The organism is Sulfuricurvum sp. PD_MW2, assembly GCF_002633015.1.
Taxonomy (GTDB): domain Bacteria; phylum Campylobacterota; class Campylobacteria; order Campylobacterales; family Sulfurimonadaceae; genus Sulfuricurvum.
The window spans coordinates 12606-26559 of sequence record NZ_NSIU01000008.1 but is presented as its reverse complement, the minus strand read 5'-3'; the positions used below and the strand labels follow the sequence as shown (position 1 = coordinate 26559).

General features: G+C 43.8%; 14 protein-coding genes. 10 read left to right on the top strand and 4 right to left on the bottom strand.

The annotated features are described in order from the left end of the window. Nucleotides 1-5 precede the first annotated feature (5 nt). The 3 genes from purE to CJD30_RS05340 all read left to right on the top strand — a co-directional run bounded on the left by purE (nucleotide 6) and on the right by CJD30_RS05340 (nucleotide 1964). Nucleotides 6-500 (top strand): 5-(carboxyamino)imidazole ribonucleotide mutase, encoded by a 495-nt coding sequence (gene purE, locus CJD30_RS05350; protein ID WP_294917099.1) that lies wholly within the window; start codon nucleotides 6-8, stop codon nucleotides 498-500. Between the two features lie 139 nt (nucleotides 501-639). Next, nucleotides 640-1110: a DUF3972 domain-containing protein gene (locus CJD30_RS05345; protein ID WP_294917097.1), complete on the top strand. Its 471-nt coding sequence runs from the start codon at nucleotides 640-642 to the stop codon at nucleotides 1108-1110. Next, nucleotides 1077-1964: an ARMT1-like domain-containing protein gene (locus CJD30_RS05340; protein ID WP_294917095.1), complete on the top strand. Its 888-nt coding sequence runs from the start codon at nucleotides 1077-1079 to the stop codon at nucleotides 1962-1964. Before CJD30_RS05345 ends, CJD30_RS05340 begins: the two co-directional genes overlap by 34 nt. On the opposite strand, the gene CJD30_RS05335 is transcribed toward CJD30_RS05340, so the two are convergent. Continuing rightward, nucleotides 1961-4225, bottom strand: a complete 2265-nt coding sequence (locus CJD30_RS05335) for an ABC transporter substrate-binding protein (protein ID WP_294917092.1) — start codon at nucleotides 4223-4225, stop codon at nucleotides 1961-1963. The two genes, CJD30_RS05340 and CJD30_RS05335, sit on opposite strands and share 4 nt — an antisense overlap. Nucleotides 4226-4330: 105 nt before the next feature. On the opposite strand from CJD30_RS05335, the gene glyQ reads away from it, so the two are divergent. From glyQ to CJD30_RS05320, 3 genes are all read left to right on the top strand, one after another. Next, the gene (gene glyQ, locus CJD30_RS05330; RefSeq protein WP_294917089.1) at nucleotides 4331-5212 is read left to right on the top strand and encodes a glycine--tRNA ligase subunit alpha; all 882 of its coding nucleotides are present in this window, start codon (nucleotides 4331-4333) and stop codon (nucleotides 5210-5212) included. Further along, nucleotides 5212-7452 carry an AAA family ATPase gene (locus tag CJD30_RS05325; RefSeq protein ID WP_294917086.1) on the top strand — a complete coding sequence of 747 codons (2241 nt, stop codon included), beginning with the start codon at nucleotides 5212-5214 and terminating at the stop codon, nucleotides 7450-7452. Before glyQ ends, CJD30_RS05325 begins: the two co-directional genes overlap by 1 nt. A gap of 75 nt (nucleotides 7453-7527) precedes the next feature. Further along, nucleotides 7528-8547 (top strand): cytochrome-c peroxidase, encoded by a 1020-nt coding sequence (locus CJD30_RS05320; RefSeq protein ID WP_294917084.1) that lies wholly within the window; start codon nucleotides 7528-7530, stop codon nucleotides 8545-8547. A 32-nt stretch (nucleotides 8548-8579) separates the two neighbouring features. Here the strand turns inward: CJD30_RS05320 and CJD30_RS05315 are convergent, their stop codons facing one another. Continuing rightward, nucleotides 8580-9260: a L,D-transpeptidase family protein gene (locus CJD30_RS05315; protein ID WP_294917082.1), complete on the bottom strand. Its 681-nt coding sequence runs from the start codon at nucleotides 9258-9260 to the stop codon at nucleotides 8580-8582. Between the two features lie 69 nt (nucleotides 9261-9329). Between CJD30_RS05315 and CJD30_RS05310 the strand changes: the two genes are divergently transcribed. From CJD30_RS05310 to CJD30_RS05295, 4 genes are all read left to right on the top strand, one after another. Next, nucleotides 9330-9953: an acyl-CoA acyltransferase gene (locus CJD30_RS05310; RefSeq protein WP_294917080.1), complete on the top strand. Its 624-nt coding sequence runs from the start codon at nucleotides 9330-9332 to the stop codon at nucleotides 9951-9953. Nucleotides 9954-10043: 90 nt separating this feature from the next. Then, nucleotides 10044-11336, top strand: a complete 1293-nt coding sequence (locus tag CJD30_RS05305) for a Na+/H+ antiporter NhaC family protein (RefSeq protein WP_294917077.1) — start codon at nucleotides 10044-10046, stop codon at nucleotides 11334-11336. Then, a complete protein-coding gene (locus tag CJD30_RS05300) occupies nucleotides 11333-12001 on the top strand; it encodes a response regulator transcription factor (protein WP_294917075.1) in 669 nt (222 codons plus the stop codon). Before CJD30_RS05305 ends, CJD30_RS05300 begins: the two co-directional genes overlap by 4 nt. Then, nucleotides 11964-13148 carry a HAMP domain-containing sensor histidine kinase gene (locus CJD30_RS05295; RefSeq protein WP_294917072.1) on the top strand — a complete coding sequence of 395 codons (1185 nt, stop codon included), beginning with the start codon at nucleotides 11964-11966 and terminating at the stop codon, nucleotides 13146-13148. The genes CJD30_RS05300 and CJD30_RS05295 overlap by 38 nt, the downstream gene beginning before the upstream one ends. A 74-nt stretch (nucleotides 13149-13222) precedes the next feature. Here the strand turns inward: CJD30_RS05295 and CJD30_RS05290 are convergent, their stop codons facing one another. Next, complete coding sequence (locus CJD30_RS05290) at nucleotides 13223-13516, bottom strand: c-type cytochrome (protein ID WP_294917071.1); 294 nt, start codon at nucleotides 13514-13516, stop codon at nucleotides 13223-13225. Nucleotides 13517-13536: 20 nt separating this feature from the next. Next, the gene (locus CJD30_RS05285; protein WP_294917069.1) at nucleotides 13537-13866 is read right to left on the bottom strand and encodes a hypothetical protein; all 330 of its coding nucleotides are present in this window, start codon (nucleotides 13864-13866) and stop codon (nucleotides 13537-13539) included. Nucleotides 13867-13954: the final 88 nt, after the last annotated feature.

Sequence of the window (13954 nt, the reverse complement as noted above, 5' to 3'; positions counted from 1 at the left end):
AAACAATGAAATTCGTATCAATTATTATGGGGAGTAAAAGCGATTTTGATGTTATGAAATCGTGTTCAGATACTCTAGAAGAATTTGGTGTTCAATACGAACTTATTATCTCATCGGCACACCGAAGCCCAGAGCGTACCAAAGAGTACATTGCGACAGCTGAAGCTAAAGGGGCACAAGTCTTTATCGCTGCTGCGGGTATGGCTGCTCATTTAGCAGGTGTTTTGGCTTCGAAAACAATCCGTCCAATCATCGGTGTACCGATGAAGGGAGGCGCGATGGATGGTATGGACGCTATGCTCTCTACGGTTCAAATGCCATCAGGTATGCCGGTTGCAACGGTAGCACTCGGAAAAGCCGGAGCAGTAAATGCCGCTTATCTCGCTATGCAGATTTTGGCTTTGGAGAATGAAGAACTTCGCATGAAACTCATGGAAGATCGTATCTCTAAAGCGAAAAAAGTAGAAATGGATTCTTTGGAAATCGAAACTATCTTATAGTTTCAAACGCCGACGGAACACGTCCCGCTCGGCTACGATAACTCTGCGTTTTCTTCAGCAGAAAGCTCGCGTACACTTGCGTGCTTTAATCTGGGTACGCATTTTGCTATACTAAGTCAAAATTTGAAGGCGGTGAAAAATGCAAGGGTGGATGAGTATCGACGATTACGCGAAAATGACGAATATGGATCGCAGTGCTGTCGAAGCACTAATCGTTAGAGGAAAACTTACAACCCTTATTGAAGACGGCGAAGTGATTATCGATCCGTCTCAAGGGCTGGACGGTCTTGTCCCTGCAACGATGCATGAACTCAGTGCATCGGAAGCCGATATCACACTGGGCGCAAACTTTGTTGAGAAAACGATCGGAACGATCATCAATCTTCATGAAAAAGTGCTCGTCGCAAAAGAAGAGACGATTGAATCGATCAAAAACGAAAATGATTTTCTAAAAGATGCCCTTTCCTCTCTTCAAGAACTGTACGAAGAAGATCGCAAAACGATTGAAACCCTGACCGAACAACTCAAACTTTCTCAACAAGAAGTTGAATTCATGCGCCGTAAATACAAACTCATGTGGGGCAAAGTGATCGACGACCACGCTCAATGACGATCCAAAATGAATGTATCAGCTGCATAGCAGCCCAAAGCCGTCGTGTTTGCGAAGCGATAGAAGCGGATGAAACCCTCTCTACTGCTATCATCACCTATGTCGAAAGTCAACTGAAAACCGCTGATTTCACCCTTTCACCGCCGATCATTGCAACACCTCTTTATGAAGAGATGGCAAGGCTTGCCAATACAAGTGATCTCTACAACGAACAAAAGCGTCATGCTTCACTACAAGCTAAGCACTATCTTCCATTTTTAGAAGAGACGATTCAAAACGACAGTGAACCATTTGTCGCTATTTTAAAAACCGCAGTAGTTGGAAATGTCATCGATTTGGCCGCAGAAGTGAGTTTTGATCTACATGAAGCCATCATGTCCATTTTTCATACCTCTTTTGCCCACGATGACAGTGAAGCTTTGCACATTGCTCTCAAAAATGCCAAATCGGTCTTGTACATCGGTGATAATGCGGGAGAACACCTGTTTGATGGGTTGGCGATACGCTCACTGCAACAGCTTTATCCTCATATCGATTTGAGCTATATGGTGCGAGGCAATCCGATTATCAACGATGTTACTCTCAAAGAGGCGTATGAAGCGGAGATTGACAAAATTTGTCGCATCGTCGACAGCGGTGTTCCGACTCCCGGATTTGTGTATGAATTGGCTTCGGATGAAGGAAAAAATCTCTTTGACAATGCCGATTTGATCATCGCCAAGGGGATGGGAAATTACGAGTGTATGACCCCACAAAGACGAGAAAATATTTGTTTTTTACTCAAGGTTAAATGTTCTGTTGTCGCCGACTCTTTAGATAAAAATGTAGGTGACATTATCTGCAAATTTTCCTAAGCACTACAAATTCGGTTTCGACCTTCCTCTTTTGCTCTATAAAGAGCGTTGTCCGCTCGTCCCACAATGTTTTCAATCCGATCTTCTCGACGGCATTCACTCACTCCGAAACTGCATGTCAGCGTAGGTATCGCAGAAAAATCCTCTGTTTCAATAACCGATTGTATTTTTGCCGTTAATTGAAGTGCACCGTCTATATTGGTTTCGGGACATATAATCATAAATTCTTCTCCTCCCCAACGCCCTACCGTATCGATAGAACGGATATTTTCACTCAGTAAATTGGCAAGCGACTTCAAAACTTGATCCCCGACCAAATGACCGTACGTATCATTAACCCGTTTAAAAAAATCCAAATCAATCATAATGACTGAGAACGTACGCCCTGTCCGTTCATAAATTTGATGTGCATCTTCTAATTTTTCATCCAAACGGATCCGGTTTGCGATACCCGTCAACGGATCAGTTGTTGCTATTTTCAACAAATTCTTATGGTATTTTCCCATTTCGAATTGTCGATAGATGACAAAAGAGATAATCAGTATAACACCTAATAAAACTCCAAAAATCCAGCGATAATCGATTTTATTCTGATACGTAATCGCGATGTAGCGATTTAGAATTTTTTCCCGATCGGCTAATGTGATCGAATCGATTGCTTTGTCAATGATCGATTTCAATTCAGGATAATCGTTTCTCATCATTATCCTCATATCAAAATTAAATTCGGTTGTCCCTGAAATTTTTAGGTCCAAATAGTGTTCAGCATTAATAAGATATGAAACTACCGGAAGAATATCAATGACGGCATCGACTCTTCGTGCATGCAACATTTCAAGAGCTTCTTTGGTGTCTTCAGTCTCCACAAGCATAATTTTCGGATATTTTGCTGCAATCGCTTCATTAATCCCATTACTATGGGCAATCGCAACATGTTTGCCCTTCAATGCTTCCATTCCGGGAAGAAAATCGATCGATTTACCGGTAACAATGATATAAGGAAAAGTGGCATACGGTTTTGAAAAAAGCGCATAATTTTCTCGCTCTTTGGAGAGTGAAGCACCGATAATAACATCTGCAGATTTCGTTTTAATGGCTTGAAATACACCATCCCATGTGTCACTGGAAACAAAAGAATGTTTCATCCCCGTTCGTTCAACAATCAGCTTCCAAAAATCGGCCGAGATACCTTGAAATTCTTTTGGATCGCTTTGTGTATTAAAATAAAAAGGGATCCATTCGGTTTTGACTACAGATCGAAACGTATTCATGTACAAGAAAGAGCGTTCATTGAGATTCAGCGGAACCGTTTGTTTGGTAACATCTTCATAGATAAAACCCTCTAAACGTTTCTCGTTTTGTGGAATACCCATCACTCGATAAATATCCGATATTCGACGAAATTTATCCGGAGTGATTGCACCAAGAGGTTGATTGTCCCGATACGCAAGCGACTTAAGCACTTCTCCCTCATAGATCAAACTTTTAAGGGATTTATGCTGTCCGTTATAATGCCGTTCAATCAACTGAGCCGTTTCGGGAATATGAGAAAAGGCATACTCCCATCCTCGGAGTGTTGCATCCACAAATGCCCGTACCCTCTTTGGATGATTTTTGATTTCTGATTCTGTTGTAAATAAGATGTCGCTGTAAAAATCGAATCCGTATGACTCAGGATTTATCGCATTGGTTTCAATCCCTTTTTCTTTTAAAACATACGGCTCATTGGAGATATAGCATGCCATAACATCGGTTTTACCATTCGCAATATCGATAGGATTATAGCTATGGTCAATCACTTTTAAGTCATTGAGAGAAAGCCCCTGAGAACTCAGCATCGCTCGAATCGAAATCGTATCTTGAAAATCTTCGGTCATCATGATGCGCTTTCCGATCAAATCGCGGGGAGTCTTAATATCTAATGATTTTTTGGACAATAGCACAAACGGCGAACTTTGAAACATTGCGGCAAGCGCTACAATATTTTTCCCTTTCATGCGATCAATCAATATCGATGATCGACCGATTCCATAGGTACTTCTCCCTGAAGTTACCTCATCGATCGTAAGCTTGTTGGTATCGAATTTTCGAAGTGTTACATCAAGACCTGCATCCGCGTAAAATCCTTTCTCTTTGGCAATATAATACCCTGCAAACTGAAACTGATCTGCCCATTGCAGTTGTACCGAAATTTTTTCATCCGATAGCTTTGCATCTAAAAGTGAAAAGTATAAAAACAACAGATATAAACAATACTTCATAATATTCCTCTAATTCATCTGCTTATCATAAGGGGAGTTCCTTTAAGAAACCCTTTGAAGATTCGTTTTTTGGTATAATCACGTACTTTATTTACTGGGACCATTATGATTACGTTTGGTGATTTGCTTTTAAAACTTCAACAATTTTGGAACGAGCAAGGGTGTGCAATCGTTCAACCTTACGATGTGGCTGCCGGGGCTGGTACGTTTCACCCTGCTACCTTTTTACGTTCACTCGATTCAAAACCATGGTCAGTTGCCTATGTAGCACCGAGCCGACGCCCGACAGACGGACGTTATGGTGAGAATCCAAACCGCTTGGGAAGCTACTATCAATTTCAAGTTTTGATCAAACCGAGTCCGGAAAATATTCAAGAATTGTACCTCAAAAGTTTAGAGTACCTCGGTCTCAATCTCAAAGAGCATGACATCCGTTTCGTAGAAGACAACTGGGAATCCCCGACGCTGGGAGCATGGGGACTAGGTTGGGAAGTATGGTTAAATGGTATGGAAGTGACCCAATTTACCTATTTTCAACAAGTCGGCGGAGTCAGTTGTGATCCTGTAGCAGTCGAAATTACTTACGGTACAGAACGTTTAGCGATGTACCTGCAAGGAGTTGATACCGTATTTGATATCGTTTGGAGTGAAAATCAATTCGGTAAAACGCTTTACCGTGACATTCACAAAGAGGGTGAAATCGAGTTTAGCAAATACAATTTTGAAATTGCCGATACGGCGATGCTCTTCAACGATTTCGAATCCAAAGCCGCCGAGTGCAAACGCTGCCTTGATGCACAGCTTCCTCTTCCGGCGTATGATTTGTGTATGATGGCCTCACATACGTTCAATACGCTTGATGCGCGCAAAGCGATCTCTGTCACAGAACGTGCCAACTACATCCTCAAAATTCGCGAACTTGCCAAAGGGTGTGCGGAATTGTATAAATCACAAGAAGAGGAAAGAAACCTCCGCGTAAAAGCCTGATGCAAACACTCATCGGTCAAATTGATCGGATAATCTACCAAAACAACGGGTTTTTTATCGCCGCTCTCAAAAGCGGTGATAAAATCAGCAGCCATTATTACGAAAGCGATATCGATAATCTCAAAGATGCCGCAGTAACCCTCAAAGGTTCTTGGGAAGAACACCGGCAATACGGTCGAACCTTCAAAGCCCATACCCTCATCGTCAATCAAAACGAACTCTTTTTTTTCTTGAACCGTGTTGTCAAAGGGTTCACCAAAAAACTGACCGCTGAATTAATCGAAAAATACGGAACCGAGGGCCTTATTGATATTTTGGATAACGATATCAACAGATTAAAAGAGATCAAAGGGATGAGCGAAAAGCGTCTGCTCAAACTCTCTGCCGGATGGAAACAATTTCGCTCGATGCGCGCTCTAGGTGAGTTTTTAGCTCCTTTTGGGGTTACTCCCGCTCTCTTGCGTCTCATTGCTGAAGCGCTCAAAGAGTTAAAAGATCCAATTGAAGCGATCAAAAACAATCCCTATGGTCTCATGCGGATCAACGGGATCGGGTTCAAAAAAGCCGATGAAATCGCACTAAACATGGGGCTTCGACTTGATGATGAACGACGAATCGGTGCGGCAATGGAGTATACCCTCAGCGAATATTGCGATTCTGAGGGAAATAGCTGCATTGATAAACACCTCCTTTTTTCCAAACTCGATTCACTCGTCGAATTGGCAGATCATAGAGCCTATGAAGAGGCACTTGATGATCGTCTGCGTGAGGGAAGTATCACTCTGCTTCCCAGCTCAAAACTATCTCCCCGCCGTATCTATGAAGCGGAAATACTTCTCATTGACGAGTTCAAACGTCGTGGTAAAAGTATCCATGAGATACTAAGTGAGGATCTGAATGATTTTTTAAAAGCGCATGAGCTGAATTTGGGAGAACAGCAATATGAGGCACTGGATCTGATCAACCGGGGATATGGACTGATTTTACTCGTAGGGTATGCCGGAACCGGGAAAAGTACCACGGCTAAAGCACTTCTTGATCTCTTGGCTACCCGTCATGAACCAAGCCTTATCATGACCTGTGCTTTGAGCGGTATTGCATCCCAGCGTATTCGAGAACGCAGCGGCTATCAGAGTGCAACGATACAAAGCCTCCTAGTGCGATTTGAATCACATGATACAATGCCCTACAAAGTTATCCTCATTGATGAAGCTTCGATGATCAATTCGCTTCTCTTTGCACGTCTCATGGCTAAAATCGACCGTGATGCTATCGTGATTATCGTTGGTGATGACGCCCAGCTCCCTCCTATCGGAGCAGGAAGCCCTCTAAGCGATGCCATTGCCCTCAACCTTGCCCCAACGGTCATGCTCACACACATCTACCGGCAAAGTCCCGATCAGGCGATCGCTGTTATTGCCAATGACATTCGTCGCGGAATCATTCCAAACTATCAAGAAAAATATGACGATTTTACTTTTTTGAGTGTCGAACTTCCCAACCGATATGCCCTCAAAAACTCCCTCTCTACAGGGGAGTTTGAAGATGTCCTTAAAACACTTGCACACAATACATTGGCAGCGGTTGCAGATGTCACATTGCGCTATTTGAGCGAGTCACGTCAAAAACTCGAAGCCAAAGCGATACGTGAATATCTCAGCGCCTTTCAGGTGATCTCACCGATGAAGGGAAATGCGTTGGGAGTCGATAACCTCAATCTTTTGCTGCAAGAGTATTTCAATCCCAATCCAAAAAAGAAAATCAAAACGTATAAAGGGGAGTTTCGACTCATGGACAAAGTCGTCCATACCAAAAACGACAATCTCCCATCAACCACTCCCGAAGAGTTCAAAGAGGCCGCTGAAGCAAGTGAGCGTCGCATTTTTAACGGTATGTGCGGACTCATTTTCCGTATCGATGAGGAAGAAGAACTTTGCTATGTCTATTACCCCAACGAAGAGCTTATCGTCCACTATAAATTTGATCAGTTAAACAACTATCTGAATCTATCCTACGCATTGAGTGTCCATAAAGTTCAAGGGATGGAATATGAACGGGTTGTACTCATCATGAGTTTTTCACATCACATTATGCTTAATACGAAACTCCTCTATACCGCACTCACCAGAGCAAAAAAACACTGTATCGTTGTCGGAGAATCAGGGGCATTCGAATCGGCATGCCGACGGTTGGAACACACCAAACGCTCAACAGTTATTCAAGAACTTGTACTTATCTAAAGGATAAAAATTTTCCTTTAGCTTCCCTGTGCTACAATTTTGTTTTATCCCATTCTACATTTTAAAGGATATTTCATGAAAGCCTTGGTAATCTCTGCAATCGTCGCTACCACTGTGATGGGAGCTTCACTCATCGATGAAGCTAAAAGTGCCGGTTTAAAACCGATCCCCTCTTCTGCAAAAGCTCTTGAAAAATTGACTTCAAATCTTAAAAATCCAACGACAGCAGCCAAAGTGGAACTCGGCAAAATGCTCTATTTTGAACCACGCCTCTCTAAAAGCGGGTTGATCAGTTGTAATACCTGTCATAACCTTGCTACCGGCGGAACGGATGGTATGGCATCCGCTATCGGACATAAATGGACCTCCAACCCGCACGGATTGAGTTCACCAACCGTCTATAATGCAGTATTTTACAGCCAACAATTCTGGGACGGACGTTCTCCGCATCTCGAAGACCAAGCCCAAGGACCGATCCAAGCAGGACCGGAGATGGCAGCTCCAAAAGCATTTGTTGAAGGCGTGGTTAACTCTATCCCTGAATACGTCACCTTGTTTAAAAAAGCATACGGCAAAGATGTCAAAATCGATTTTGCAAAAGTTGCTGATACGATTGCCGTATTCGAACGTACTCTTGTGACCCCATCTCGCTATGATGATTTCCTAAATGGCAAGAAAAACGCTTTGAGCAAAGAAGAGCAAAAAGGGCTTAAAACCTTTATTACCAAGGGATGTACAACGTGTCATAACGATATCGCCCTTGGTGGAACGATGCAAGCTTTCGGTGTTGCTGCTCCATACAAACACATGAACGTAGGAGATTTCAAAGGGGATGCCAACGGCATGGTTCGCGTACCGACATTACGTAACGTAACGCAGAGTGCTCCGTATTTTCACAACGGACAAATTGCAACCCTAAACGAAGCAATCAAAGAGATGGGTCGTATCCAACTCGGTGTCGATTTGAATGATCAAGAAACGGCTGAAATCCACACATTTCTCAAATCACTTGAGGGTAAAAAACCATCTATTATCTATCCGATGCTTCCTGCATCTACTGCAACAACACCGAAAGTGGATGTTCACAACAACTAATACTCCCTCTATCATCGAGATTTTCTCGATGATTATTCACACTCGATCCCCTCAAATTCCTCTTTGTATTTCCCGCACTCGCTTTTCATCACTTGTAGAATTTGAGGATTCTTTTGCGGTTCGAGCCATTTGAGCACTTCAAGCAGCGGTGCTTCATCCATTGCCGTACACCCTGAAGTAGGATGTTTATCACTATGGTTGAGATGGATAAAAATACACGATCCTCTCCCTTTTTGAGCCATATCGTTATATCCGATTACCGCACCGTAACGATAGACTCCATCGGAACGGTGCATCACTTCATAGCTCGAGGGCAAAACACTCTTGTCAAAAATACGGAGCATTCGGTTGTAGCGTGAATCGTTTATATCATCGATACAATAAAGGTTGTCATCCGCATGCCAATAGGGAAGTTTAAAGGTGCTATTTTGATCATAACCGAACGTTGACATGATCGAAAACAATCCTGAAGGAGAACGTCCGTCTCCCTCATTTTTTAGCGGTTCTTTGAATGCCGCATATCCCAAACCGCTTCGCCCCAATGTTACCGCTGTTTTCATCCCCACTTTCTCCCAAATTTTCTTTTTTTCATACCGCTGCATCGATGCTTTTGTAGCGTTGAGTTCAGGGGAAAGAACAACAATTAACTGTTGTGCACCAAACAAGAATGAATACCCGCCAATCAATAAAAAAGCCAAAGTTATTTTCATCATGTCACAATTCTTAGTTTATTTTAAAGTTAGGTAGTATAGCATATTGAAAATTCGTAGAGTGAGGCTGTGATGAGTATTACCGTTCGTAAAGCAACTGAGGCGGATATTGACATCATTGCCCAAGCCCTTTTGGAAAGTTCGCGAAATAGTAAAAAGATCGGTCTTTTCGATCTGGTTTTCAATACTTCCGATAATGATACCCTCCTATCCCATCTCAAACAACTCGCCCTCACTACGACAAAAAGCTACTGCCATTTTTCTAATTTTTTCATTGCTGTTGCAAATGGAGTGAGTGCCGGAACAATCTGCGGGTATGAACCGCGCATCGCAACGCATGAAATTTTCTCCAAAGCACTCGAAGAGATCGGGTTTGATGAAACCTATCATGAGCGGATTGCGGCGTATTTGCTGTGTGAAGGTGAAGCCGATAACAAAACGTTTGTCCTCGATTTTATGTTGATCAAACCGGAGTTTAAATCGCTCGACGTCTTCAAAGAACTCATCGGAAAAAGCATGCTCACCGCACGCCTAAAAGGATACCGAAAAGTTCAAACCTCTGTTGAAATCGGATCGGTGGAGACCGAGATGATCTACAAAAAACTTGGATTTGAAGTGATCGATGAAAAACGAAGTGAGTACTACAAAGAACAATTTGACCGTGCAGGTATTATGCGTCTGCAAATGATACTCTAAGGATCCCCAATCGAATACGGTCTCTTAGGGTTACTCCCCCCTCTTATCGCCATCCTTCTCGCATTCTTCAGCCGTTCCGTTTTTATCGCTTTGGCAACAGCTGTTGTGGTAGGAGAGTTTATTATTGCCGACTTTCATCCCGTTGATACGTTGATCCTCATCGCTGAACGCTTCGGAGGGCTACTGAGTGAGGGATGGGTGCTCAAAACTCTCGCCTTTGCGATCATGGTCGGATCGGTTATGGCGCTTATAGAACGTAGCGGTGGGGTAGATGGATTGGTTCATGAACTGAGCGTCAAACGCTCCTGGGTCAATAGCAAAAGAGGGGCTTTGATGCCCAGCTTTATCGCCGGGATTATCGTTTTTATCGAATCTTCGATTACCTCCCTCGTTGCCGGTGCTATCGGACGCCCTTTTTGCGATCGTTACGGTATCAGCCGTGCAAAACTCGCTTTTGTCTGTGATTCAACCTCAGCACCGGTATGCTCTCTGATCCCCCTCAACGGCTGGGGTGCCCTCTTGCTCGGTCTTATCGGAGGACAAATCACTGCGGGCCTCATCGGAGGGGAAAGCGCTACATGGCTTATCGAATCGATTGCATTTAACTTTTATGCCTTTATGGCACTCATTATCACATTCATCGCAGTATGGTTTGAACTCGATATTGGTCCCATGCGCCATGCGATCGTAGTCCCTCCAGCAATCGAGTGTGAAGATGATCGAGGACATTTCGGCCTCTTTTTATGGCCGATGGTGTGGATGATCAGCGGAGTCATCCTCTTTATGTTTATTACGGGGGATGGAAATATCTTTAAAGGGTCAGGATCGACATCGATTTTTTATACCCTTATTATTACTTTGATCTTGATGTTTGGATACTATCGGTTCAAAAATGCCCTTGAGATTGACGCATTTCTCTCTGCATCCCTCCAAGGAGCGAAATCGATGGCGCCGATTGCTGCAATTTTGCTCTTTGCCTTTGCTATCGGAGGAGTAAGTTCTGATATGGAGGTGGGCAAATATCTCGCTTCGTTCATCGGAGATTATCTACCCTCATCGTATTTAGCGGGTGCCATCTTTATTTTAGCAGCGATCATCGCATTTGCGACGGGAACGAGTTGGGGAACATTTAGTATTATGCTCCCTATCGCCGTCCCTTTGGCTGTAGGCCTTGATGCACCGATTGCTCTGTGTATGGGAGCCGTAATTTCAGGAGGCGTTTTTGGTGATCACTGTTCCCCAATCTCCGATACCACCATTATCTCCGCTATGGCATCGGGATGCGAAGTGGGGGAACATACCCGAACTCAGCTTCCATACGCGCTCATAGCAGCAGGCGTATCATTTGTGTTGTTCATCGTCTTTGGAATAGTGCTATCATGACCAAAGCCAAACTTCTCCTTCTCGAAGACGATCCAAACCTCTCAGAAAGCGTAAGTGAATATCTGGAGGAGCAGGGATACGAAGTGGTCTGCGTCTATAACGCCTCTTCTGCCGAAGATCTGTTGTATGAACAGCGCTTTGATCTTTTACTTCTCGATGTCAATGTGCCGGGAGGAGACGGTTTTTCACTCCTCAAATCAAGTCGAAAAGAGGGAAATAACACCCCCGCGATCTTTATCACCTCACGCAATGCGATGCAGGACGTCGAAACGGGGTTTGAGAGCGGAGGGGACGATTATATCCGCAAACCCTTTGCGCTCAAAGAGTTGTTGCTTCGGATACAGACTATTCTCAAACGGAACTTTTATCATAATCCGACCGATGCCCTCTCACTAGGCGAGGGGATCACCTACGATATCGATAATCAGCTGCTTACTATCAACGGAATGGTTCAAAACCTTCAGCTCAAAGAGCACAAACTCCTCAAACTCTTTATCCAACATCGCAACGAGCTACTCTCGCATGAAATGATCATGGAGCATCTGTGGGACTATGATGAAACCCCAAGCGACGGAAGCCTGCGCACTTACATCAAAACGCTCCGCAAACTTCTGGGAAAGGACTCCATTGTCAGCCACAAGCGCCTCGGGTATCAATTTCGCTAAATACCGTACCCTCAAAAGCTTCCTGATCCTCTATGGAGTCATGTCTGTTCTGATTTTGACGTTACTGGGTGTCCTCTATTATCAATACGCCAAAACGCTGATGCTCTCTTCCCATCGTCTTGCGATGCAGCTCGAATCAGAAAGTTATGTTCCCCGACTCAGTGATTGGCTTGAAAACGATCGCAATCTCTCTACATTTCCCAAAGATTTAGCCTACAAAACAGCTCTTTTCGGCTACGATAAAAAAGCGATCGTCTCCCGGCTACATACCAATGAGATCCATTTTAAAGAGAATATTTATCTTTTTAACAATCATATTTACCTCGTCATCCCCCTAGCCCCGTACGACATGGGTGATTATTATCTCGTCTTTGAAACGAAAGACGATGGTTTATGGAGACAACAAACACTCGAAATCACCCTTGTTTTCGGTGCCGTTTTGTTTTTAATCCTCGTTGCCGTCGGATTTTTCTTGTCCCGTTTGATTCTCCGGCCAATGAACGAAGCGATTGCATTGCTCGATGATTTTATCAAAGACACCACTCATGAGCTCAATACCCCTGTCAGTGCGATTCTCACCAATATTGAAGCCCTGCAAGAAAATGCATTCCCTCCATCGGTTGAGAAAAAACTGCGACGGATCGAAATCGCTTCGCGAACGATCTCTACCCTCTATGATGATCTCACCTATCTCATCCTCAATCACGATGTTGCGGTACACAATGCGCCACTCAATCTCTCACACCTTGTTCATGAGCGTCTGGAATATTTTCGCCACCGTATCGAGCAAAAAAAGATCGCCTTAGACTTGACCATCGAAAGAGATGTCATCTTCACCATCGATCAGACCAAAGCGACCCGTATCATCGATAATCTCCTCTCCAATGCGATCAAATACAATCAGATGAACGGCACGATCTCCATCTCGCTTCAGCCTAAAAGCCTATGTGTCCGAGACAACGGGATCGGGATTCCGCCTGAAATGATTGATCGGGTGTTTGAGCGCTACACGCGTGCGGACAAAAGTGTGGGAGGATTCGGAATCGGATTGAATATCGTCGCAATGATTGCCAAAGAGTACCATCTAAATATTACGATCGAATCGGAAGAAAAAGTGGGAACAAAGATTTGTGTAGAGTGGGAATAATCCCCTGCGTGCGCAGAGGAGAATGACGGAAACAAACGAGATTGGCTACGACAGCTCGCAGCAGCTAAGGGATATTATTTCAGACCCGCAACATAATCGGCGATCGTTTTCATATCCGCATCGCTAAGAGTTGCTGTTTGCCCTTTCATGATGGCACCCATCCCTTTGGTATTACGTGTTCCTGCTTTGTATCCTTTAAGAGCATCAAGCGTTTTTGCCGAACTCCAGCCCGAGATTATTTCGGATTTGCCCAAAGCGGCCTTTTCACCTTTTGCACCGTGACATGCGACACATTTTTGAAACATTGCCGCTCCATCCGCAGCACTCAACATCGCCGTAAGTCCCAAAATAGCCATTAACGTTTTCATACTAAATCCTTTTTTATCTTTTAACCGCAGCTTGGGACATTGCCCGAATCACTGCCGTATTGTTTGGCGAAATCGCCCACCTCTTGAAGTTTATCTTTCATCTCAGGATTGCTCAAAACCGGTAGTGCGTTCGGAAAACGTTTGCCGTATTCTTCGATAAATCCTTTGGCATTATTGGCAAAAAGATCTTCCCACTCCGCTACCGTATGCTCGGCTGCGAATTTGGTTCCGTTCATATTGAACTTCGCTTTGAAATTTTTCAAATAGACTTTTTGTCCTGATGCCGCATCCGCAGAAGCTATAGAGGCGCTCAACGCACCAATCAGCAATAAGGAAAGCAACTTGTTCATCTTCAACTCCTTTTGAAAGAGTTTCTCTTACGAGACCCTCTTTGGATAAAAGCAGTTTAAAAAAAGATTGTGAAGCGATTGTGGAGGA